At 69.4% G+C, this 20121-nt stretch carries 20 protein-coding genes, 1 tRNA gene and 1 riboswitch; of the genes, 12 read left to right on the top strand and 9 right to left on the bottom strand.

Annotated features, from left to right (window positions below):
* The first annotated feature begins 247 nt into the window (after positions 1–247).
* From EPA64_RS10355 to rpe, 5 genes are all read left to right on the top strand, one after another.
* Positions 248–1024 (top strand): WecB/TagA/CpsF family glycosyltransferase, encoded by a 777-nt coding sequence (locus tag EPA64_RS10355; RefSeq protein ID WP_134726339.1) that lies wholly within the window; start codon positions 248–250, stop codon positions 1022–1024.
* A 113-nt stretch (positions 1025–1137) separates the two neighbouring features.
* Positions 1138–2769 carry an acyl-CoA synthetase gene (locus tag EPA64_RS10350; RefSeq protein WP_134726281.1) on the top strand — a complete coding sequence of 544 codons (1632 nt, stop codon included), beginning with the start codon at positions 1138–1140 and terminating at the stop codon, positions 2767–2769.
* Between the two features lie 145 nt (positions 2770–2914).
* Complete coding sequence (locus tag EPA64_RS10345) at positions 2915–3547, top strand: GNAT family N-acetyltransferase (protein WP_134726280.1); 633 nt, start codon at positions 2915–2917, stop codon at positions 3545–3547.
* 168 nt (positions 3548–3715) lie between these two features.
* Positions 3716–3979 carry a hypothetical protein gene (locus EPA64_RS10340; RefSeq protein ID WP_134726279.1) on the top strand — a complete coding sequence of 88 codons (264 nt, stop codon included), beginning with the start codon at positions 3716–3718 and terminating at the stop codon, positions 3977–3979.
* Positions 3969–4658 carry a ribulose-phosphate 3-epimerase gene (rpe, locus tag EPA64_RS10335; protein WP_134726278.1) on the top strand — a complete coding sequence of 230 codons (690 nt, stop codon included), beginning with the start codon at positions 3969–3971 and terminating at the stop codon, positions 4656–4658. The genes EPA64_RS10340 and rpe overlap by 11 nt, the downstream gene beginning before the upstream one ends.
* 114 nt (positions 4659–4772) lie before the next feature.
* On the opposite strand, the gene EPA64_RS10330 is transcribed toward rpe, so the two are convergent.
* The 6 genes from EPA64_RS10330 to EPA64_RS10305 form a co-directional block, all read right to left on the bottom strand.
* Positions 4773–5945 carry a calcium-binding protein gene (locus EPA64_RS10330; protein WP_134726277.1) on the bottom strand — a complete coding sequence of 391 codons (1173 nt, stop codon included), beginning with the start codon at positions 5943–5945 and terminating at the stop codon, positions 4773–4775.
* A 330-nt stretch (positions 5946–6275) separates the two neighbouring features.
* Positions 6276–7661: a flagellar biosynthesis protein FlgA gene (locus EPA64_RS10325; protein ID WP_134726276.1), complete on the bottom strand. Its 1386-nt coding sequence runs from the start codon at positions 7659–7661 to the stop codon at positions 6276–6278.
* Positions 7658–9166 (bottom strand): tripartite tricarboxylate transporter permease, encoded by a 1509-nt coding sequence (locus EPA64_RS10320; RefSeq protein WP_134726275.1) that lies wholly within the window; start codon positions 9164–9166, stop codon positions 7658–7660. The genes EPA64_RS10325 and EPA64_RS10320 overlap by 4 nt, the downstream gene beginning before the upstream one ends.
* Positions 9167–9184: 18 nt before the next feature.
* The gene (locus tag EPA64_RS10315) at positions 9185–9667 is read right to left on the bottom strand and encodes a tripartite tricarboxylate transporter TctB family protein (protein WP_134726274.1); all 483 of its coding nucleotides are present in this window, start codon (positions 9665–9667) and stop codon (positions 9185–9187) included.
* Between the two features lie 60 nt (positions 9668–9727).
* Entirely contained in the window at positions 9728–10729 is a 1002-nt protein-coding gene (locus EPA64_RS10310; RefSeq protein WP_134726273.1) for a Bug family tripartite tricarboxylate transporter substrate binding protein, read from the bottom strand.
* Positions 10730–10787: 58 nt separating this feature from the next.
* Positions 10788–11825: a PdxA family dehydrogenase gene (locus EPA64_RS10305; protein ID WP_134726272.1), complete on the bottom strand. Its 1038-nt coding sequence runs from the start codon at positions 11823–11825 to the stop codon at positions 10788–10790.
* A gap of 96 nt (positions 11826–11921) precedes the next feature.
* Between EPA64_RS10305 and EPA64_RS10300 the strand changes: the two genes are divergently transcribed.
* The 7 genes from EPA64_RS10300 to EPA64_RS16920 all read left to right on the top strand — a co-directional run bounded on the left by EPA64_RS10300 (position 11922) and on the right by EPA64_RS16920 (position 17811).
* Positions 11922–12590 (top strand): GntR family transcriptional regulator, encoded by a 669-nt coding sequence (locus tag EPA64_RS10300; RefSeq protein ID WP_134726271.1) that lies wholly within the window; start codon positions 11922–11924, stop codon positions 12588–12590.
* Positions 12591–12632: 42 nt separating this feature from the next.
* Positions 12633–12920 carry a DUF6538 domain-containing protein gene (locus tag EPA64_RS17090; protein WP_425467027.1) on the top strand — a complete coding sequence of 96 codons (288 nt, stop codon included), beginning with the start codon at positions 12633–12635 and terminating at the stop codon, positions 12918–12920.
* A 19-nt stretch (positions 12921–12939) separates the two neighbouring features.
* A riboswitch (cobalamin riboswitch) is annotated at positions 12940–13135 on the top strand.
* Positions 13136–13312: 177 nt separating this feature from the next.
* The gene (locus EPA64_RS10295) at positions 13313–15136 is read left to right on the top strand and encodes a TonB-dependent receptor plug domain-containing protein (RefSeq protein ID WP_246026710.1); all 1824 of its coding nucleotides are present in this window, start codon (positions 13313–13315) and stop codon (positions 15134–15136) included.
* Complete coding sequence (locus tag EPA64_RS10290) at positions 15136–15984, top strand: ABC transporter substrate-binding protein (protein ID WP_134726269.1); 849 nt, start codon at positions 15136–15138, stop codon at positions 15982–15984. The genes EPA64_RS10295 and EPA64_RS10290 overlap by 1 nt, the downstream gene beginning before the upstream one ends.
* Entirely contained in the window at positions 15981–16961 is a 981-nt protein-coding gene (locus tag EPA64_RS10285; RefSeq protein WP_246026709.1) for a FecCD family ABC transporter permease, read from the top strand. Before EPA64_RS10290 ends, EPA64_RS10285 begins: the two co-directional genes overlap by 4 nt.
* The gene (locus EPA64_RS10280) at positions 16958–17689 is read left to right on the top strand and encodes an ABC transporter ATP-binding protein (RefSeq protein ID WP_134726267.1); all 732 of its coding nucleotides are present in this window, start codon (positions 16958–16960) and stop codon (positions 17687–17689) included. The genes EPA64_RS10285 and EPA64_RS10280 overlap by 4 nt, the downstream gene beginning before the upstream one ends.
* Complete coding sequence (locus tag EPA64_RS16920) at positions 17686–17811, top strand: hypothetical protein (protein WP_281278568.1); 126 nt, start codon at positions 17686–17688, stop codon at positions 17809–17811. Before EPA64_RS10280 ends, EPA64_RS16920 begins: the two co-directional genes overlap by 4 nt.
* A 44-nt stretch (positions 17812–17855) precedes the next feature.
* Here the strand turns inward: EPA64_RS16920 and EPA64_RS10275 are convergent.
* The 3 genes from EPA64_RS10275 to leuB all read right to left on the bottom strand — a co-directional run bounded on the left by EPA64_RS10275 (position 17856) and on the right by leuB (position 20109).
* Positions 17856–17932: transfer RNA gene (locus EPA64_RS10275), tRNA-Pro, on the bottom strand.
* 100 nt (positions 17933–18032) lie between these two features.
* Positions 18033–18983 carry a DMT family transporter gene (locus tag EPA64_RS10270; RefSeq protein ID WP_134726266.1) on the bottom strand — a complete coding sequence of 317 codons (951 nt, stop codon included), beginning with the start codon at positions 18981–18983 and terminating at the stop codon, positions 18033–18035.
* Between the two features lie 4 nt (positions 18984–18987).
* The gene (leuB, locus tag EPA64_RS10265) at positions 18988–20109 is read right to left on the bottom strand and encodes a 3-isopropylmalate dehydrogenase (RefSeq protein ID WP_134726265.1); all 1122 of its coding nucleotides are present in this window, start codon (positions 20107–20109) and stop codon (positions 18988–18990) included.
* Positions 20110–20121: the final 12 nt, after the last annotated feature.

Below are 20121 nucleotides of genomic sequence, written 5' to 3'. Positions count from 1 at the left end.
ATGATCTCGATGACCGGCGAAAGTTAGCCTAACGGCCGGTCCAAGTCTTGCCCGAGTTGCTCAAACTGTCCCTTTCTACAGGTCGCGCGGGTTGTGGCGCGAGGTTTTCCGTCGCGCAAAGCGGGTGGCGCGCGCGACGGGAAAGGCGGTTTTCCCCGTCGCGCCCGCCGCGGCGCGGCGCTAGCGTGGGACGGGCGCGGCGGATTGGCGCAGGCGGGTGGCTGACGGCAACGGGCAGGGGGCAGGGGTGCGGTTCCAGTATCAGGACGGGACGGCGGTGACGGTGAATTGCGCCGACGCGGGGTCGCTGCTGGCGCAGGTGGCCGCGCGGCTGGCGGCCGGGCAGGGGTTCGCGCTGGCCACGATCAACGTCGATCACCTGGACCAGCTGCGCCGCGATGCGGCGTTCCGCGCCGCCTATGCCGCGCAGGATTTCGTCGTGGCCGACGGCAACCCCATCGTGTGGCTGTCGCGGCTGGCCGGGCGGCCCGTGTCGCTGGCGCCGGGGTCCGACCTTGTGCTGCCGCTGGCGCGCGTGGCGGCGGCGGCCGGGGTATCCGTGGCGCTGATCGGATCGACCGGTCCCGCGCTGGACCGCGCCGCCGAGGCGCTGCGCGCCGCCGTGCCGGGCCTGCGGGTCGCGCTGACGCTGTCGCCCGGATTTCCCTTCGACCCCGACGGCGACGAGGCGGGCGCGGTTCTGGACCGGCTGGCCGCGTCCGGCGCGGGGCTGGCGTTCCTGGCGCTGGGCGCGCCCCGGCAGGAACGGCTGGCGGCGCGGGGACGGGGCCGGGTGCCGGGCTGCGGCTTCGCCTCGGTCGGGGCGGGGCTGGATTTCCTGGCGGGCACCCAGCGGCGCGCGCCCCGCATCGCGCGGATGGCCAAGGCGGAATGGCTGTGGCGGATGCTGTCCGACCCCCGGCGGCTGGCGCGCCGATACGGCCGCGGCTTTGCGCTGCTGCCGGCCGAGGCGGTTCGCGCATGGCGGCTGCGGCGCAATGGCGGCCCGGATGCGCGGCCCTGACGGAGGCAGCCGCGCGCATGGCCGCGATGCGCAAAGGGCAGGGCGGGGCATATTCCCCCGGCGGGCGGGTTGTGGAACTGTCGCCCGCGACCGGGCGGCACAGGGGGGGCGGCATGACGCAACACGGCATCTATGATCGGGGGCTGGACCGCGGCCCGGCCAACCACGTCGCGCTGACGCCGCTGACGTTTCTGGAACGCACCGCGGCGATCTGGCCGCAGCGCACCGCCGTCGTGCATGGCGAGGTGCGCCGGACCTGGGCCGAGACATATAACCGCACCCGTCGTCTGGGCAGCGCGCTGGCCCGCCGCGGCATCGGGCGCGGCGACACGGTGGCGATCATCGCCGCCAACATCCCCGAGATGTTCGAATCGCATTTCGGCGTGCCGATGGCGGGCGCGGTGCTGAACGCCATCAACACCCGGCTGGACGCCGAGGCCATCGCCTTTATCCTGCGTCACGGCGAGGCGCGGGTGCTGATCGTCGACCCCGAGTTCAGCGGCGTCGCCGCCGAGGCCGTGCAGATCGCCGCCATCCCCGGCCTGCTGGTCGTGGACATCGTGGACGCGAGCTTTGCCGGCGGCGGGCCGGTCGGCGCGGTGACCTGGGACGCGCTGCTGGCCGAGGGCGACCCGGCGTTCGACTGGCTGATGCCCGGCGACGAATGGGATGCCATCGCGCTGAACTATACCTCGGGGACCACGGGCGATCCCAAGGGCGTCGTCTATCACCACCGGGGCGCCACGCTGAACGCGCTGTCCAACATCGTCACCTGGGGGATGCCGCAGCATGCGCATTACCTGTGGACGCTGCCGATGTTTCACTGCAACGGCTGGTGTTTCCCCTGGACCATCGCGGCCAATGCGGGCGTCGCCGTCTGCCTGCGCCATGTCCGCGCCGACGCGATCTTCCACCAGATCCGCAACGAGAAGGTCAGCCATTTCTGCGGCGCGCCCATCGTGCTGTCGATGCTGGCGAACGCGCCCGGCCACCTCAAGGACTTTGACCACACGGTCAGGGTGATGACCGCCGGGGCCGCGCCGCCCGCGTCCGTCATCGCTGCCATGGAGGCGATGGGGATCGAGGTCACGCATGTCTATGGCCTGACCGAGACCTATGGCCCGTCGGTCGTGTCGGAATGGCAGGCCGACTGGAACGACCGCCCGCCCGCCGAACGCGCGGCGCTGAAGGCCCGGCAGGGCGTGCCCAACATCGCGCTGCAGGGGCTGATGGTGGCCGACCCCGAAACGCTGGCCCCGGTGCCGCGGGACGGCGAGACGATCGGCGAGATCTTCATGCGCGGCAACGTCGTGATGAAGGGCTATCTGAAGAACCCCGAGACCACCGAAAAGGCGTTCCGCGGCGGCTGGTTCGCGTCCGGCGACCTGGGGGTCGTGCATCCTGACGGCTATGTGGAACTCAAGGACCGGTCCAAGGACATCATCATCTCGGGCGGCGAGAACATCTCGTCGATCGAGGTCGAGGAGGTGCTGTATCGCCACCCCGCCGTGCTGCTGGCCGCCGTGGTCGCCAAGCCCGACGAGAAATGGGGCGAGACGCCCTGCGCCTTTGTCGAGCTGAAGCCCGGCGCCGAGGCCAGCGCCGACGAGCTGATCGGATTCGCCCGCGACCGCATGGCCCATTTCAAGACGCCGCGCCGGGTGGTGTTCGGGGAACTGCCCAAGACCGGCACCGGCAAGATCCAGAAATTCGTGCTGCGCAGCATGGCGCGCGACATCGACTGACCGGGGCCGACCGTGGCGTGCGCCGGCCGCGCGCGGGGGCGCATCACGCAGGCGTGCGCCCTGACGCCGCGTCGGTCATTGTTCCGCGGCGGGGCGGGCTTATCTTGCCGGCAGGGAGGATGCGTTTGACAAGGATCGCATCGACATGCCGGGCACGACCCGCGCCTATTTCCGCCGTCTGTTCCCGTGGGAATCCGACCGCTATGCCGCGCATCTGCGGACACTGACGCCGCAGGGCCGCCGCTGGCGCTTTTGCGGCCTGCTCAGCGACGATGCGCTGGACGACCATGCCGCGCGCGCACTGGACACCGGCCATGTCGAGGGCTGCTTCCTTGACGGCCGGCTGATCGGCGCGTTCGAGCTGTTCGTCGATCCGCACCCGCCGGGCCACGCGCAGGTCGCGCTGTCCGTCGAGCCCGCCCACACGGGGCAGGGTCTGGGGACCGAGATGATCGAGCGCGCCCGCCGCCGCGCCAGCCTGCTGGGCGTGCCGGACATCGCGCTGATGATGCAGGGCGACAACGCGGCGATGATCGCGGTCGCCCGTCATGCGGGCGCCTCACTCGTGCGCGCCGGGCCGGAACTGGGCGCGACGCTGGCGGTGCCGCCGCGCGACCTGCGCGCCCTGCCGGCGGCGCTGGCGCTGGACGAGGCGAGCCTTGTGCAAAGCGTGACGTCGGCGATGCTGCGTGCAGGCCGCGCCGCCGCCGCCCGCGCCATGCTGGCCCCCGCCGCGATGCGCCGCGCCGGGCACGAGGGCGGGCGGGCGACCGCCTGATCGCGGCGACCGGGGGGCGCTGACCGGCTGGTGGGGCGCAGGCTGGGTGGCGCAGGCTGAGGGGCTGAGGGGCTGAGGGGCTGAGGGGCGCAGAGCGAGTGCTGCCTGCCGCGCCGGGGGCTTCGCGCCCCCGGACCCCCGCGGGATATTTCGACAAGGAAGAAAGACATGGACGATGCGAGGCCTGTGAGGATCGACCTGCGCGCCGCCTGCGGGGACCTGGGCGTCCGCAAGGTGCTGGACGAGCTGGACCGTGATCTGGTCGGGTTGGCGCGGCTGCGGCAGGCAAACCGGCTGGTTTCACGGGATCGGCCCGTGACGGCGGACGATCTGTGCATTATCAGCGGCCCCGACATCCGCGCCGGCCGCGTCTTTCACGGCGGGCTCGGCCCCGACGGCAGCCCAAGGAAGGACCGCCCCGATGAGTTTTGACCGTTCCATCAAGATCGCCCCTTCGATCCTGTCGGCCGATTTCGCCGATTTCGGCCGCGAGATCCGCGCGGTCGAGGATCAGGGCGCCGACTGGGTGCATGTGGATGTGATGGACGGGCATTTCGTGCCCAACATCACCTTTGGCCCGCCCGCGGTCGCGGCCTTTCGCAAGCACGTCACGACCGTCATGGACGTGCATCTGATGATCGCCCCGGTCGATCCCTATATCGACGCCTTCGCGCGCGCGGGCGCCGACATCATCACCGCCCATGTCGAGGCGGGCGCGCATATCCACCGCACATTGCAGGCGATCCGGGGGGCGGGGGCGCGCGCGGGCGTGGCCCTGAACCCCGGCACCCCGGCCGAGGCGGTGGAACATCTGCTGGACCTGGCCGACCTGGTCTGCGTGATGACGGTCAACCCCGGTTTCGGCGGGCAGAAGTTCATCGACATGACCGCCAAGGTCCGCCGCCTGCGCGCCATGATCGGCGACCGCCCCGTCCATATCGAGATCGACGGCGGCGTCGATCCCGCAACCGCGCCGGCTCTGGCTGCTGCCGGGGCGGACGTGCTGGTCGCGGGATCGGCCGTGTTCCGGGGCGGGTCGGTGTCGAACAGCGCGCCTTACGGCGAGAACATCGCCGCGATCCGGGCCGCGGCGCAGGCGGCGCTGGGGTGACGCCGCAGGCGATCATCCTGGACGCGGAAGGCACGCTGGCCGAAACCGAAAAGCATCGCCCTGACGTCCGGGATGCGGCGCCCGCGTGGCCGCCGCATCCCGGACGCGCACGCGTCAGATAAAGTCGAACACGTTGCTCAGCAGCACGCTGTCGCCGCCGCCAAAGTTCAGCAGCGTGCCGGCGTTCGTCTCGGTCGCCGTATAGTCGCGGCCGTCCACGCGCAGGATGTCGACGCCCACGTCGAAGCCCAGCACCGTGTCCGCCCCGTCGCCGCGGCGGAAGATCAGCGTGTCCACGTCCCCGTCGCCCGGCGCCTGCAGGTTGTAGAACTCTCCGTTCGCCGAGATCAGGTCGTTGCCGCGGCCGCCGGTGATGGTGTCGCGGCCCTCGCCGCCTTCCAGCGTGTCGTTCCCGCGCGAACCCACCAGAACGTCGTCGCCCCAGCGGGTGTTGAAACGGATGCCCTGCTGATTGGCCGCAATGACGGCATTCGCGGCGCTGACGGTATCATTGGCCTGATGCGTCCAGCCGTTTTCGAAATCGAAGAAACGCAGCGTATTGGTCACGCCGCCCATCGTCGAAACGGCGGTTCCGTTTTCGGCGGTGGTAAAGTTGACGCGCGCGCCCGTCGTGCCGTTGCCGGCCACGACCCAGATATTGATCAGGTCGCCATTCGCCTCGCCGTGGGCGCCGCCCCAGATCGTGTCATTGCCGGGCGCGACGTTGTCGCCCAGGCCCCAGCGGATGTTTTCATTGCCCGCGCCGCCGTTGATGTGGTCGCTGCCGGTGCTGGACTGGATGAAATCGTCGCCCCCGCCGCCGAAGATCGTGTCGTTCCCGGCGCCCCCGTCCAGCACGTCGGCGGCCTTGGACCCGGTGATCAGGTCGCGGCCGGCGCCCGAATAGATGGACAGACCATGTTCCGGCGTGTTGCCGTGGGCGGTGTTGACGATCGCGTTAGCCGCTGAAATCGTGTCGTTTCCACCCGTTCCGTGGACGCGTTCCACGCCGAAGAACCGCAAGGTCTGGTTGCCGATCTGCGCGGTGCCATTCTCGGTCGAGCCGAAGCGGATGTTGGCCCCGACCCAGCCGTTCAGGTAAAGGCGGTCGCCGCCGGGGTTGCCGGTGTTATACGGGTCGGCGTCATATCTTTCGTTCAGATCCCCGGCGTAAAGCGTCGTGCTGCCGTCGGCCTGGCCCCAATAGATGCGGTCGTCGCCGCCATAGGCATAGATCGCGTTGCCATTGTAATGGCCTCGGATGATGTCGTCGCTATGAGTAGGCATTCTGTTCCCTCTTCATCTTTTTGCGGACAGCCGAGCCGATGCCCCGATTTCTGTCTGGTTCTGCATCGACCGGCGGCGGCGTGATCGCGGCGCTGGCGGCATTTGACAACCCAGATGTTAACATTCAGCAAATCGTCGGCATGTCCCGGCCCGGTTCGGTGACATATCGGCGGCTTGGTGCCGAATGGCCGCGCGGTCGGACTGACCTGCGCGCGCACCGCGAGGGTCTGGCGGCGCGCAGGATTTGCGCGGAGAACGCGCCGGAACTGCCCGCGCAGCATCGGAAATCCCGCGCCGTGGCCATTGGGGCCGCAACTTCCCGGCGGCGTCTTAGATGGCGTTCCTGTCCTGGTTGCGGCGGATTGTCGCCAGTTCGGACTGCCCGCCCATATCCAGATCCTGCACCCGAATCGCCTGGCCCGCGGCGACCCGGCGAATCACCCTGCGGCCAGCGGCAAGGTAATAGGGCACCGCGGCGCCGTCCCCCAGCGGGCCGGCAGGGGTCATGCGGCCGCTGACGCCGTGGATGCTGTGGTGATGCCCCTGGGCTGTCAGCAGGGTGCCGGGTTCCAGCGCGATGTCGGCCCAGGCGGTCAGGTCGATGCGGGGCCGCGGCCGTTCCGCGCCCGAGGACCGGCCCAGCAGCGCGGCCTCGAATACGCTGGTCGCCACCTCGACGCCCAGCAGGTGGCGGGGCAGGGCGATGGCGGCGCTGCGCCCGTCGGCCGACAGGATGTGGCCCTTGTCGCCCAGCATCCGCCAGGTCGCCGCGTCGTCGCAGGCGACGGTGACAAAGACGCCGCCGGCAAAGCTGGCCTCGCCCGACAGGCGCAGGCAGTGGAACACGTCCAGCCGCCCGGCCCCGGCCAGCAGCCCGCCCCGGTCGGCGGTGGTCAGCGCGCCCGCGATTTCCGGGATGCGCAGGATCGGGGCGTGCAGGTCGGGGCGGTCGGGCGACAGGCCGGTGGCGTTGGCGACCAGGGTCAGTTCGCACAGATCGGGCACGGCGCGCTGGGGCAGGGCGGCGGCGGCATCCGCGCGCCCCGCCGCGACGACGGCCCAGGGGCGGCCGGCAGGGTCCAGCCAATCCGCCAGCCCCGGTGCGGGAACGGTCCGCCCGTTCGACGTCACCTGCCCGGTGGCCGGGTCGAAGACGAAGTCGTATTCGCTGGACTTGCCCGCGCACAGGATGGTCAGGCCCAGCACCTCGGCCCATGTCACCAGCCCGATCAGCAGGCTGGGCTGGTCGCCGTCCGCGGGCGTCACGACGACGCCCCGCGCCGCCGCCATCCGCGCCAGTTCGGGGCCGATGACGCTGTCGGTTTCCTTGGTCACCATGACGACGTGGCGGCCCGCCGCGATCGCCATGCGGGCGTGGCGGGCGCCCGCCTCGGGGCTGCCGGTCGCCTCGATCGCGACCTCGAACGGCAAGGAGGCTATGGCGGCGAAATCGCCGGTGGCGACCAGCCTGCCCGCGTCCCACGCGGCCAGCGCCTCGGCCGGGGTGTCGCATTGCGCGACCTGCGCGGGGTCGGCGCCTGCGGCGACCAGCGCGGCGCAGGCGCGGCCCGCGTCCACGTCCACGGCCAGCCGGCAGGACAGGCCCGGCACCCGCGGCACCTGCGCCAGATAGCTTTGCCCGAACCCGCCGGTCCCCAGGATGCAGGTTTCCACGACCCGTCCCCGAGGCCGGGCGAAATAGCTGTGATGGTTCATTCCACGACCTCGGGCGGGTTGCGTCGCCGGCGCAGCCCGCCCAGCCGGGGCAGGATCAGCAGGGCCAGCGCGATCGCCATGATCGACGCCACCAGCGGGTTGGAAAAGAAGATGCCCAGCGACCCGTCCGACAGGATCATCGACTGGTGAAAGGCGTTTTCCGCCTTGTGCCCCAGCACCATCGCCAGGATCAGCGGGGCCAGCGGATAGTCCAGCCGCGTCAGCAGATAGCCGACAAGGCCGAAGACCAGCGCCAGCCACAGGTCAAAGCCGGCCGACGACACGGTATAGGCGCCCACCAGGCAGATCGCGACGATGATCGGGCCGATGATGGCAAACGGGATGCGCAGCAGCGCGGCGAACAGCGGCACCGTCGCCAGCACCAGGATCACGGCGACGACGTTCGACACATACATGCTGGCGATCAGGCCCCAGACGAAATCGGGCTTGGTGGCGAACAGCATCGGGCCGGGGGTCAGGCCCCAGATCATCAGCCCGCCCATCATCACCGCCGCGGTGGCCGACGACGGCACCCCCAGCGCCAGCATCGGCAGCATCGCGCAGGTGCCGGCGCTGTGGTCGGCGGCCTCGGGGGCGACGATGCCTTCGGGGCGGCCGGTGCCGAAGGCGGGGCCGGACTTGCCGGACGCCTGCCGGGCCACGCCATAGGACATGAACGACGCAGCCGTCGGCCCGCCCGGCGTGATGCCCATCCACGTCCCCACCACGCCCGACCGCAGCAGCGTGGCCCAGTATCGCGGCAGTTCCGCCATCGTGGCCAGCACGTCGCCCAGCCGGATGCGCGAGGCGACGCCGCGGAACCGCAGCCCTTCCTGCACGGTCGCAAGGATCTCGCCCAGGCCGAACAGGCCGATCACCACGACCAGAAAGCTGATTCCGCCCAGCAGGTCGGTGAACCCATAGGTCAGCCGCACCACGCCGGTCACGCTGTCCATCCCGACCGTGGACAGCAGCAGGCCCGCGGAAAGCGAGGCCACGATCTTCAGCGGCGCGCCGGTGCCCATGCCGATGAAGGCGGCAAAGGCCAGGAAATACACCGCGAAATATTCCGGCGCCCCGAAGCGCAGCGCAAAACGCGCGGCCCAGCCGGCCAGCAGGGTGATGACCACGACGCCCAGCAGCGCGCCGAACCCCGCCGACATAAACGCCAGCGTCAGCGCGCGCGTCGGCTGGCCCCGTCGCGCCATCGGATAGCCGTCAAAGGTGGTGGCGACGGAACTCGGCTCGCCGGGGATGTTGAACAGGATCGAGGTCGTGGACCCGCCGAACAGCGCCCCCCAATACATCGACGACAGCAGGATGATCGCCGATGTCGGGTCCAGGCTGAAGGTCAGCGGGATCAGCAGCGACACGCCGTTGGGCGCGCCCAGTCCCGGCAGCACGCCGACGACCAGCCCCATCAGCACGCCGCCGATCATCAGCGCGATGTGCAGCGGCGTCAGCGCGGTGCCGAAGCCCCCCATCAGCAGGCTGAAATTGTCCATCCGCGAGGGTCTTTCCGGTCAGTGGATGCCAAGCAGCGGTTCCAGCGGGCCTTTCAGCAGCGGAACCTTGAAGGCCATCTCGAATACGACATACAGCAGCACCGTGAACGCGGCCCCGATCGCCACCGCGACGACGCCGCGATAGCCGCCGCGGAAACGGGCGTTGAAGGCGACATAGACCGCCGAGGCGACGTAAAGCCCCAGCCAGACCGACCCCGCGACATAGGCCAGCAGCGGGACCAGGAACCCCAGCAGGCGGCGCGACTGTTCGGGTTCAAGCCACGCCTCGTCCTGCGCGCCCCGCGCCCGCAGCGCCATGACGCCGTTGCCAAGCGCCGCCGCGATCAGGATCAGCCCGACATAAAAGGGGAAATACCCCGGCTCGGGACCGCTTTCGGTCCACGAGGCCCCCAGCTCGGCCGAGCCCAGCACCCCGGCCAGCCCCAGCCCGCCGGTCAGCGCGGCGGCCAGCATCTCGGCTGGCAAACGTCCGACCCTCATGTCGCCTCCTCCACGGTCGATGGCGGGATGGGCCGGCGCGCGAACGCCGGCCCCTTGCGGTCAGTTGGCGGTCCAGCCCTGCGCCTTGAACACCGCGACGGCCTTGCCCTCGGATTCGGTCACGAACTTGTCCAGGTCGGCCCCCGCCATATAGACGCCGCTTTGCGAGGTCTTGGCGACATAGTCGGCCCATTCCGGCGTCTCGGACACCTTCTTCAGCAGGTCGGCATAGAACGCCGTCGCCTCGGGCGGGACGCCCGCCGGCAGCCAGACGGTGCGCGGCATCTGATAGCTGTCGATGGCGACGCCCTGTTCGGCGCAGGTCGGGATGTCGCCCCAGCCCTTGCCGTCGAACACCGGCTCTCCGGCCGCCATCCGCCGGGGCGAGAACACGCACAGCGGCCGGATCGCGCCGGCCTGCCACTGGCCGATGTTCTCGTTGGGGTTGTTGACGTTTCCGGCCACATGGCCGCCGGCCAGCTGCACGCCGACCTCGCCCCCGCCGTTGAAGGGGACATACTTGAAATCGGCCCCGGTCGTATCCTCGATCAGGGCGACCAGCGTCTCGTCGGTGTCCTTGGACTGGCTGCCGCCGAACGGAATCGTGCCGGGCGCGGCCTTCGCGGCCTCGATCATCTCGGGCAGGGTCTGCCAGGGGGCGTCGGCCTTGACCCAGACCAGGAACTCGTCCAGCGCCAGCGAGGCGACGGGCGTCAGATCCTGGAACGAATAGGCCATCTTGCCGACATGCGGCAGCAGATAGGCGTTGTTCGTGCCGAAGATCAGCTTGTGGGGGTCGCCCGCGTTCTGCTTGGCGTAAAGGAACGCCTCGGCCCCCGATCCCGCGCCCTTGTTCAGCACCACGACCGACTGGTCCATCAGCTTGTGGGTGGCGATGACCGACTGGATGGTGCGCGCAAAGTTGTCGGTGCCGCCGCCTGCGCCGGACGCCACGACGAACTCGACGGGCTTCTCGGGCGCCCAGCCCGTTTGCGCCAAGGCGGTGCCCGCGACCAGCGCCGCGGCGACCGACCCGGCAGCGATCCGAGTGACATAGGACATGGTTTCTCCTCCCATTGATGTTGGTTCGGCGCGGCCCCTCCCCGGACCGCGCCACGGTTCATGGCGCGGCGGCGAATGCCCCCAGCGGTGCCGCGGCCGCGGCGGTGCCGGGCTGGCGGGGGTTCAGCCGGGCCAGGTCGCGGCCCAGCCGCGCGGCCTGCAGCGTCGCGCCCGGATCGGCGCGGCCCTGCCCCGCGATGTCGAAGGCGGTGCCATGCGCGGGCGTCACCACCGGAAAGTCATAGCCCGCGATCAGCGTCACGCCGCGGTCAAAGCCCAGCAGCTTCATCGCGATCTGGCCCTGGTCGTGATACATCGTCAGCACCGCGTCGAACTCGCCGCGCAGCGCGCGGACGAACACCGTGTCGGCGGGGACCGGCCCCGTGACCCGGTGCCCCGCGCCCCGGCTGCGTTCCACGGCGGGGGCGATGACGTCGTCATCCTCGTCCCCGAAATTGCGGCCGTCGCCCGCGTGGGGGTTCAGCGCCGCGACCCCGATGCGGGGGTCGGGCGTGCCCGCAGCCCCCATCACCTGCGCGGTCAGCGCGATGCTGTCCACGATGCGGTCGGCCGTCAGCGCATCGGCCACCGCCCGCAGCGGGATGTGCGAGGTCACGCGCGCGTTCCACACCTCGTCCAGCACGTTGAACTCGCGCCCGCTGCGGTCGCTGGCCAGCACCGCGTCGATGAACCCGATCTCGTCCACGTAATCGGCCCGCGCCAGCCGCATGGAATGCTTGTTGAAGGGGGTGAACATCACCGCGTCGGCCAGCCCGGCGGCCCCCAGGCGCAGCGCCGTGGCAAAGTTCTGCAACGAGGCGCGCCCGGCCGTGGCGCTGCTTTGCCCCATCGGGGCGGCGTCGGGGTCGCAGTTCGCCAGGTCGAACAGCACGTGCCCGGCGGGCAGGGCGGCGGCGTCGGCGTCCACGGACGGCAGGTCCAGCGCCACCCCCGCGTGCCGCGCCCCCATCGCCAGCACCGCGGCCGATCCGATCACCACGATGTCCTGATCCGCCATTTCCGGGTGCGACAGCAGCCTGGCCGCCAGTTCCGGCCCGATCCCGCCCGCGTCGCCCAGTGCCAAAGCTATCCGCATCCCGACCTCGCTGGTGTATACTGTATACGGTATATAATTGGAGGCTGGCTCGACAACAGTTTTCTGCGTTAATCTGCCGTCATTCGCGGAGGCCCCATGAACATCGCCGGCGACACGACGCTTCGCATTGAAAAGGCTACACTTTACCAGCAGGTGCTGACCCGGCTGCGCGATCTCATCATCGAGGGAGAGCTGGCCGCCGGCGAGCGGATCGACGAATCGGCCCTGATCGAACAGCTGGGCGTGTCGCGCACCCCCTTCCGCGAGGCGCTGCGCACCCTGGCCGCCGAAGGGCTGGTCGAGACGCGCCCCGCGCGCGGCACCGTCGTGCGCGCGCTGACCGCGCCCGAGGTGCGGTCCATGCTGGAACTGCTGGCGGGGCTGGAACGGATGGCCGGGGACTGGGCCTGCCAGCGCGCCGACGACGCCACCATCGCCGCGCTGGTCGATCTGCACGACCGGATGATGGCGCACTACGCCCGCCGCGACCGGATGCCGTATTACAAGCTGAACCAGGCCTTCCACACCGGCCTTGTCGCCGCAGCGGGCAACCCCGCGCTGGCCGAGGTGCATGGCAACATCCAGGCCCGGCTGAAGCGCATCCGCTTTGTCGGCCACCGCCTGCCCCAATTCTGGGCCGAGGCCGTGGCGGAACACGCCGAGATGGTGCGCCACCTGACCGCCCGCGACGGCGCGGCGCTGGGCGAAACCATGTCGCGCCACCTGACCCGCACCTGGGACCGCGTCAGCGAGGTCGTGATCTAGGCGCGACGTTGGTGAAAACCGGGAAAACTGGGGAATCGGGAAATGGTCGGAGCGAGAGGATTCGAACCTCCGACCTCCCGGGTGCGTCGATTTCAAACAAGTGATTGGCTGACTATGAGTTTGCTGCGAATGACTGTTCCGTGGGCAGGTGTGCCGGTCTCGAGGATTGGGGACGGATCATCGCGCATCTCCAGCAGACGCGGTTCGGTCTATTATGCTCGGATCGATGTGCCCACGAATCCTGTGCAGATCGTGGGGACTCAGACGATGAAGAAATCGTTGGGAACCAAGAACGCGACCCGGCGCGGGATGAACGCCGACCAGCCTTGACAGCCGGTGCGCCGCCGTCGCAGAACCCGATCGTCGAGGTGCCGCGAGAGCGGCATAATATGGGAACCGGGTGCGCCTTCAGGCAAATCCCGGACTGCCCCCGCAACTGTAAGCGGCGAGCGCCGGCCAATACGCCACTGTGCCCCCGGGCATGGGAAGGCTGGCCGGAGTGTTGACCCGCAAGTCAGGAGACCTGCCCCGACGATCACCCATCCACGGCGCGGGGTGCGTCCGAGGAGCGGCTATTCCGCAGCGGTGACGATTGGAACCGTCTGCGGGGCATGAATCCCCCACAGGCAGATTGTCATGTGGCCCATCGGGCCCAGGCGGGGGAGGGAACCATGCGGTTCTCGTCACTATCCATTCTGGCCATCGCGGCAGTGATGCCGGCCATGTCCACCAATGCGCAGGACCCGGTCCTTCTGGACGAGATCATCATCTCGGGCGGCATCACGCCGATCGAGCAGGCGCGCTATGGCCGCGCCTATTCCGTGCTGACTGCCGAGCAGATCCGGCAGCGCGGCATCACCTCGGTGCAGGACGCCCTGCGCGCTGTGCCGGGCGTCGCGGTGAACGGCTCGGGACGCAGCTTCACCAAGGTCCGTATCCGCGGCGGCGAGGGCAATCATGCGCTGGTGCTGATCGACGGGGTCGAGGCGGCGGGTGGCGGCGACGAATACGGCATTTCGGGTCTCAGCGCGCTCGACATCGAGCGGATCGAGGTGCTGCGCGGGCCGCAATCGGTCTATTACGGCTCGAACGCGTCGTCGGGTGTGATCAACATCATCACCAAGAAGGCCAGCGGAACCGGCTATGGCGGTCAGGTCGAGTTCGGCAACGGGCATATCGCCAATGTCTATGCCCAGACGCGAACTGATCGTGGCGGGCTTCGCCTGTCCTTCGGCGACAGCTACGACAAGGGCGTCGACGAAAGCGGCAGAGGCGGGGAACGGGACTTCATCGACCGCCAGACACTGCGCCTGAATGGCGACTGGCAGGCGTCCGAGGCGCTGTCGTTCCGCACCATCATCACCGCCGCCCGCGAGAAACATGCCTATGACCGTCAGGACGACACGGCCACCGGCGCAGCACAAAGCGTGGTGGACGACCCGAGCCTGTTCACGTGGAAGCGCGAGCAGATCCTGTCCTTTGGCGCCGTCTACGAGATGATGGGCGGGCGGCTTGTCCACGACCTGAGCCTTGCGCGGACGATCAGCAGGTCGCGCAGTGACGAGTCCGACCCGTGGACCAAGGGCACGACCGACAGCCTGAAATACCGTGCGCAATACGGCGTCGACGGTGCCGTAGACTCGGCCGATCACATCGTGAATTTTCTGGCCGAGCGGCAGGAGGACTATAACCGCTCGGACACCGCCTATTATCGGCGCGAGATGAACTCTTATGCGCTGGAATACCGGGGCGAGTTGCCGCGGGGCATCAGCCTGCAAGCCGGGCTGCGGTATGACGACAACAAGGTCTTCGACGATTTCCTCGGCTTCACCCTTGCCGCCGCCTGGCAGGTCAATGACGGCGTGCGGCTGCATGGTTCCATCGGCCGCGCCTCGGTCAACCCCGGCTATTACGAGCTTTTTGCCGACGACGGCTTCACCGTCGGCAATCCGGGACTGAAGCCCGAACAGAACCGCAGCGTCGATCTGGGCGTCGAACTCACCTCGGCCGATGGACGCGGACAGGTCGACGTCACGGCCTTCCACGAAGTCCTGCGGGACGAGATTTCCTACCTCTACGGCGCGGCCCCGGACGGCAGCGGGCGGGCCAGCTATGTCAACCAGCCCGGCAAAAGCCGCCGCAAGGGTCTCGAGGTCAGCGGAGGCTGGGATCTCACCGATCAGCTGCGCCTGGGCCTGAACTACACCCACCTGCGCGCGACCAACCCGGACGACAGCGTGGAAGTCCGCCGCCCGCGCCACGAGCTGGGCCTGCAGGCGACATGGCAGACTGCGGACGAGGGGTTCGCTGTCACCGGCGATCTGCGCCATGTCGCAGGCAACCGCGACACGCAGTATGTCGGCTCTTACCCGGTCGCCAAATTACCCGACTATACCGTGTTCAACCTTTCGGCTCGCTACGCCGTGACGGACCAGGCAATTCTAACTGGGCGCGTGCTCAACGTCTTCGACAAGGAATATTCCGATGTTTGGGGCTATCGGGCGCAGGACCGGGCCGTCTGGCTCGGCCTGAGCGCGGATTTCTGATGCGCAGGAGCGTTTGGCAATGGGGAAGGGGCGTCGCGCTCGCCCTCTCGGGTGGGCTTTGCGCGCTTTCCACGCAGGCCGGGGCGGCGCCCTCGCGCGTCGTCTCGATGAATCTCTGCACCGACCAGCTGGCGATGCTGGTCGCGGCGCCGGGGCAGCTTGTCTCGGTCAGCTATCTTGCAGCCGATCCCATGGCCTCCGCCATGGTGGCCGAGGCCAGGACGGTGGAGGTCAACCACGGTCTTGCCGAGGAAATCGCCTTTCTGCGGCCGGACCTGGTGCTGGCGGGCAGCCATACCAGCCGCGTCACGGTCGATATGCTGAAACGTCTCGGCCATCGCGTCGAGGTGTTCGAACCCGAGAACAGCCTCGACGATATCCGCGCCAACCTGCGGAAGATGGGACACGTCCTCGGGCGCGACGCGCGGGCAGAGGAACTGGTCAGGCGCATGGACGATGCGCTTGCCGACATCGCGTCCTCTCAACCGCCTGTGCGGCGAGACACGGCCATCTATCATGTCTCCGGTTTCACTTCGGGCACCGGGTCTCTTGGCCATGCCATCGTCGAGGCGGCAGGGCTTGAGAACATCGCTCCCAAGCTGGGGCTTGCGGCGGGGGGCGCCCTTCCGCTTGAGGCGCTGATCCTGTCCGGTCCCGATGTCGTGGTGCGCGGACAGAGCCATCAGGGCCACAGCCGAGGCGAGGAGATGCTGCGCCATCCGGCCCTCGAGCGGATGCTGCAATCCTCGCGTGCCGCTGCAGAAACCCGGCCCGAATGGAGTTGCGGAACGCCCCTGACGGTGAATGCCATCCGGGCGCTGCGTCAAGCGGCACAGGAGGGAGCGTGAGGCTGGTCCTGCTTCTCGGCGCACTTTGCGTCCTGCTGTTTTCCGCCTCGCTTTTCGTCGGCTGGGGCAGCGTCAGCTTTCGCGACAGCTTCTGGGCCTATCTGGGAGAGGGCAACCCGCTGGTCGTCATGGTCATGCAGGAACTGCGCCTTCCGCGCGCGTTGCTGGCGGTGCTGATCGGCGCGTCGCTGGGCTTGGCCGGGGCGGGGATGCAGGGTTTTCTGCGCAATCCACTGGCAGAGCCGGGGCTTGTCGGGACCTCGGCCTTTGCCGCCCTGGGCGCGGTGCTTTCCCTCCAGACCGGGCTTGCGGCGGCTTTTCCGATGGCGCTTCCGCTTGCCGCCCTCGGCGGCGCATTTCTGTCGGTCTTTCTTCTGGTGGTGCTGGCCGGTCCGGGCGCGCGGACCACGACGCTGATCCTGTCGGGCGTCGCCTTGTCGGCGGCCGCGGGTGCGATGGTCAGCCTCGCCCTGAACCTTTCCCGGAATCCGTTCGCCGCCAACGAGGTGGTGTTCTGGATGATGGGATCGCTGGCAGACCGCTCTTTCCAGCATGTCATGGTGGCGCTGCCGATCCTTGCACTGGGGGCGGTGCTGATCTGGTCCTCGCGCAAGGAACTGGATGCGTTGTCCCTCGGCGAGGAAACGGCGGCCTCGATGGGCGTGCATGTCCGCAGCCTGCGGGTGAGGCTGATCCTGGGCACCGCCTGCCTGAGCGGTGCGGCGACCTCGGTCGCGGGCATGATCGGTTTCGTCGGCCTCGTCGTGCCGCATTTGCTGCGCCGGGCGACCGGGGGAATGCCATCGCGGCTGTTGCTACCGTCGGCGGTGGGCGGTGCCGCGCTGATCCTGGCGGCCGATATCGCGGTGCGGGTGATCCTGCCGGGGCGCGACCTGAAACTGGGCGTCCTGACGGCGCTGATCGGCACGCCGGTCTTCCTTCACCTGATCTGGTCGTGGCGCGCGCGCGAGGCATGACGGCGCTTCTGACGCTCAGGGATGTATCGGTCGGGCGCAGGCTCAAGCCGTCGAGCCTTTCGCTTTCCGCAGGCGAGTTCGTCGGGCTGATCGGCCCCAACGGCGCGGGCAAGACGACGCTGCTGCGCGCCGGGCTTGGGTTGATGTCTGCAAAGGGGGAAAGCTCGATCGCCCGGCTGCCCGTCTCCGCGCGCCCCCGGCACGTCGCCTATCTCGCGCAGGAACGCGAGGTCGTCTGGCCGATCACCGTCGAGGACATCGTCGCCCTGGGCTGGCGTGCGAACCCGGATCATCGTGGCGAAGGACTGGCCGAGGCACGGGCGCTGCTGGATCGCCTCGGGCTTGGGGCATTTGCGCGGCGTCACGTTCCCGATCTTTCCGGCGGGGAACGCGCGCGGGTTCTGCTGGCGCGTGCCTTGGCGCAGGGCGCGCCGCTTCTCATCGCCGACGAACCCTGCGCGGCGCTTGATCCCGCGCAGTCGATCCGCACCGCAAAGCTTCTGCGGGCGCGGACCGATGCGGGCGATGCGGTTCTGGCGACGCTGCACGACCTGCCCCTGGCCGCGCGATACTGCACCCGCGTCATCCTGCTCGATCAGGGGGAAATCCGCGCCGACGGTCCGCCCGAGGCGGTGCTGACGCCCGGGCTTTGCCGCGAGGTCTTCGGCATCACGCTGCTTCGTCAGGGCGGGGGATGGGCCGTCTCTGAACTGGAGGAAGAGACATGAGAGAAACGCCGGATCGCTGGCTGCGCGACGAGATCACCGGCTGGTCGATGGGCAGCTTCGGCGGCATCTGCGAAGCCATCCGCTGGCCGGGGGACCCGAGCGAAGAAGTGTTCCGGTCGTGATCGCCAGTTAAAACTATCCCGTCGAAGTAGGAGTTAATCTTAACTGGTCGGAGCGAGAGGATTCGAACCTCCGACCCCCTGCTCCCGAAGCAGGTGCGCTACCAGGCTGCGCTACGCTCCGACCGTAGGTGGGGCAGGTAACGCGGGCGTCGGGGGATTGCAAGGGGCGGATTGCAGGCGCTTCGCCAAGGGCTGGCCGCAGGGGCCGCAAAGGCGCAGCCCTAGCGGCGCAGCAGCCGCGCGATGGGGCTGGGGCGGGGCGAGGGCAGGGCGTCGCCCGCGCGGTCGCTTTCCAGCACCGGGCGGGTGGACGACGCGCCCCGCGATTCGCGCCACAGGATGTAAAGGCCGGACGCCACGATCACCGCAAGCCCCACCGCGGTGGGGCGGTCGGGCGTCTCGTCGAACAGCAGCCAGCCATACAGCACCGCCCACAGGATCTGGCTGTATTGCATGGGCGCGACCACCGCCGCCTGCCCTGCGCGATAGGCCAGCACGGACAGCGCCGCCCCGGCCATGCCGAACAGCGCGATCAGCCCGGCCAGCCCCAGTTCCCCCGCGCCCATCGGGCGATAGACCCAGGGCAGCGCCACGGCGGTCACGGCGAGGTTCAGCAGGATCGGCCAGACCACCAGCACCTGCGTCGCCTCGCGCCCGGCCAGGCGGCGGGCGATCACCGCGGCCAGCGATCCCCCGGCCGCCGCGACCAGCGCCCCCAGATGGCCCGCCGACAACGGGGCCTGTCCCGGGCGCAGCACGATCAGCACGCCGACCAGCCCCACGGCGATGGCCGCCCAGCGATGCGGGCCGACACGCTCGGACAGCAGCGGCACGGCCATCAGCGTGATCAGCAGCGGCATGGCGAACAGGATCGCATAGACCTGCGCCAGCGGCAGGGTGGAAAACGCCAGCACCGCGCCCAGCACGTTCACCGTGCCCGCGCAGGTCCGCAGCGCGACCCAGCCGGGGTGGCGCGGACGCAGCGATCCGCCGCCGCGGGCCAGCGCCACCGCAGCGACGACCGGCATCGACAGCAGCGCCACGAAAAAGATCAGCTGGAACGGCGACAGCCCCGCGCCCAGCAGCTTGATCGCGGCGTCGTGGGTCGCATAGGCGGCCATCGCCGCCAGCCCCAGCGCGGCCCCTTTCAGGTTCGCGCCGGGCGCGGTCATGGGGTCAGGCGGCCGAAAGGGCCGCGACGATGCGGTCGCCCATCTCGGACGTGCTGACCGGCGTCCCGCCCTCGGGGCCCATCAGGTCGGCGGTGCGCACGCCGTCGGCCAGCACCTTTTCCACCGCCCGTTCCAGCGCGTCGGCGGCCTGCCCCTCGTCCCAGGAATAGCGCAGCGCCATCGCGAACGACAGGATGCAGGCGATCGGGTTGGCCTTGCCTTGTCCCGCGATGTCGGGGGCCGATCCGTGGACGGGTTCATACATCGCCTTGGGACGGCCGTTCGCCGCCGGCGCGCCCAGGCTTGCCGAAGGCAGCATCCCCAGCGACCCCGTCAGCATCGCCGCCGCGTCCGACAGGATGTCGCCGAACAGGTTGTCGGTCACGATCACGTCGAATTGCCGCGGGCGGCGGACCAGCTGCATGGCGCCGTTGTCGGCATACATGTGGGTCAGCTCGACGTCCGGGTATTCGTTGTCGTGGACCCACTGGACCTCTTCGCGCCACAGGATGCCCGATTCCATGACGTTGGCCTTTTCCATGGAACAGACGCGGTTGTTGCGTTTCCGCGCCAGTTCGAACGCCGCGCGGGCCACGCGCCGGATCTCGCCGCTGGTGTAACGCTGGGTGTTGATGCCGACGCGGCCGCCCTCGTTGTCGGGGTTGTTGTCGTCGGCGTGGATGCCGCGCGGCTCGCCGAAATAGACGCCCGAGGTCAGCTCGCGCACGATCAGGATGTCGAGGCCCGCGACCACCTCGCGCTTCAGCGAACTGAAATCCGCCAGCGCGTCGAAACACTGCGCCGGGCGCAGGTTGGCGAACAGGTCCATCTCCTTGCGCAGGCGCAGAAGGCCGCGCTCCGGTTTCACGCTGAAATCGAGGTTGTCATAGGCCGGGCCGCCGACCGCCCCCAGCAGCACCGCGTCCACCGCCTGCGCCTTTTTCATCGTGGCGTCGGTCAGCGGCGTGCCGTGCGCGTTATAGGCGCAGCCGCCGACCAGATCTTCGGACACGTCGAACTGCATCCCGCGGTTCGTCTGAAACCAGTCGATGACCTTGCGGACCTCGGCCATCACCTCGGGGCCGATGCCGTCGCCGGGCAGGATCAGCAGGGAATATGCGGTCATGTTGGCCTCGCG

This window comes from Paracoccus luteus, assembly GCF_004522155.1.
Lineage (GTDB): Bacteria > Pseudomonadota > Alphaproteobacteria > Rhodobacterales > Rhodobacteraceae > Paracoccus > Paracoccus luteus.
This window is presented reverse-complemented; position numbering and strand designations above follow the sequence as displayed.

Excerpts from the sequence above, each read along its gene's own strand:
- EPA64_RS10350 (WP_134726281.1), top strand. The coding sequence starts at position 1,138 with ATGACGCAACACGGCATCTATGATCGGGGGCTGGACCGCGGCCCGGCC.
- EPA64_RS10345 (WP_134726280.1), top strand. The coding sequence starts at position 2,915 with ATGCCGGGCACGACCCGCGCCTATTTCCGCCGTCTGTTCCCGTGGGAA.
- EPA64_RS10340 (WP_134726279.1), top strand. The coding sequence starts at position 3,716 with ATGGACGATGCGAGGCCTGTGAGGATCGACCTGCGCGCCGCCTGCGGG.
- rpe (WP_134726278.1), top strand. The coding sequence starts at position 3,969 with ATGAGTTTTGACCGTTCCATCAAGATCGCCCCTTCGATCCTGTCGGCC.
- EPA64_RS10330 (WP_134726277.1), bottom strand. The coding sequence starts at position 5,945 with ATGCCTACTCATAGCGACGACATCATCCGAGGCCATTACAATGGCAAC.
- EPA64_RS10325 (WP_134726276.1), bottom strand. The coding sequence starts at position 7,661 with ATGAACCATCACAGCTATTTCGCCCGGCCTCGGGGACGGGTCGTGGAA.
- EPA64_RS10320 (WP_134726275.1), bottom strand. The coding sequence starts at position 9,166 with ATGGACAATTTCAGCCTGCTGATGGGGGGCTTCGGCACCGCGCTGACG.
- EPA64_RS10315 (WP_134726274.1), bottom strand. The coding sequence starts at position 9,667 with ATGAGGGTCGGACGTTTGCCAGCCGAGATGCTGGCCGCCGCGCTGACC.
- EPA64_RS10310 (WP_134726273.1), bottom strand. The coding sequence starts at position 10,729 with ATGTCCTATGTCACTCGGATCGCTGCCGGGTCGGTCGCCGCGGCGCTG.
- EPA64_RS10305 (WP_134726272.1), bottom strand. The coding sequence starts at position 11,825 with ATGCGGATAGCTTTGGCACTGGGCGACGCGGGCGGGATCGGGCCGGAA.
- EPA64_RS10300 (WP_134726271.1), top strand. The coding sequence starts at position 11,922 with ATGAACATCGCCGGCGACACGACGCTTCGCATTGAAAAGGCTACACTT.
- EPA64_RS17090 (WP_425467027.1), top strand. The coding sequence starts at position 12,633 with ATGGTCGGAGCGAGAGGATTCGAACCTCCGACCTCCCGGGTGCGTCGA.
- EPA64_RS10295 (WP_246026710.1), top strand. The coding sequence starts at position 13,313 with ATGTCCACCAATGCGCAGGACCCGGTCCTTCTGGACGAGATCATCATC.
- EPA64_RS10290 (WP_134726269.1), top strand. The coding sequence starts at position 15,136 with ATGCGCAGGAGCGTTTGGCAATGGGGAAGGGGCGTCGCGCTCGCCCTC.
- EPA64_RS10280 (WP_134726267.1), top strand. The coding sequence starts at position 16,958 with ATGACGGCGCTTCTGACGCTCAGGGATGTATCGGTCGGGCGCAGGCTC.
- EPA64_RS16920 (WP_281278568.1), top strand. The coding sequence starts at position 17,686 with ATGAGAGAAACGCCGGATCGCTGGCTGCGCGACGAGATCACCGGCTGG.
- EPA64_RS10270 (WP_134726266.1), bottom strand. The coding sequence starts at position 18,983 with ATGACCGCGCCCGGCGCGAACCTGAAAGGGGCCGCGCTGGGGCTGGCG.
- leuB (WP_134726265.1), bottom strand. The coding sequence starts at position 20,109 with ATGACCGCATATTCCCTGCTGATCCTGCCCGGCGACGGCATCGGCCCC.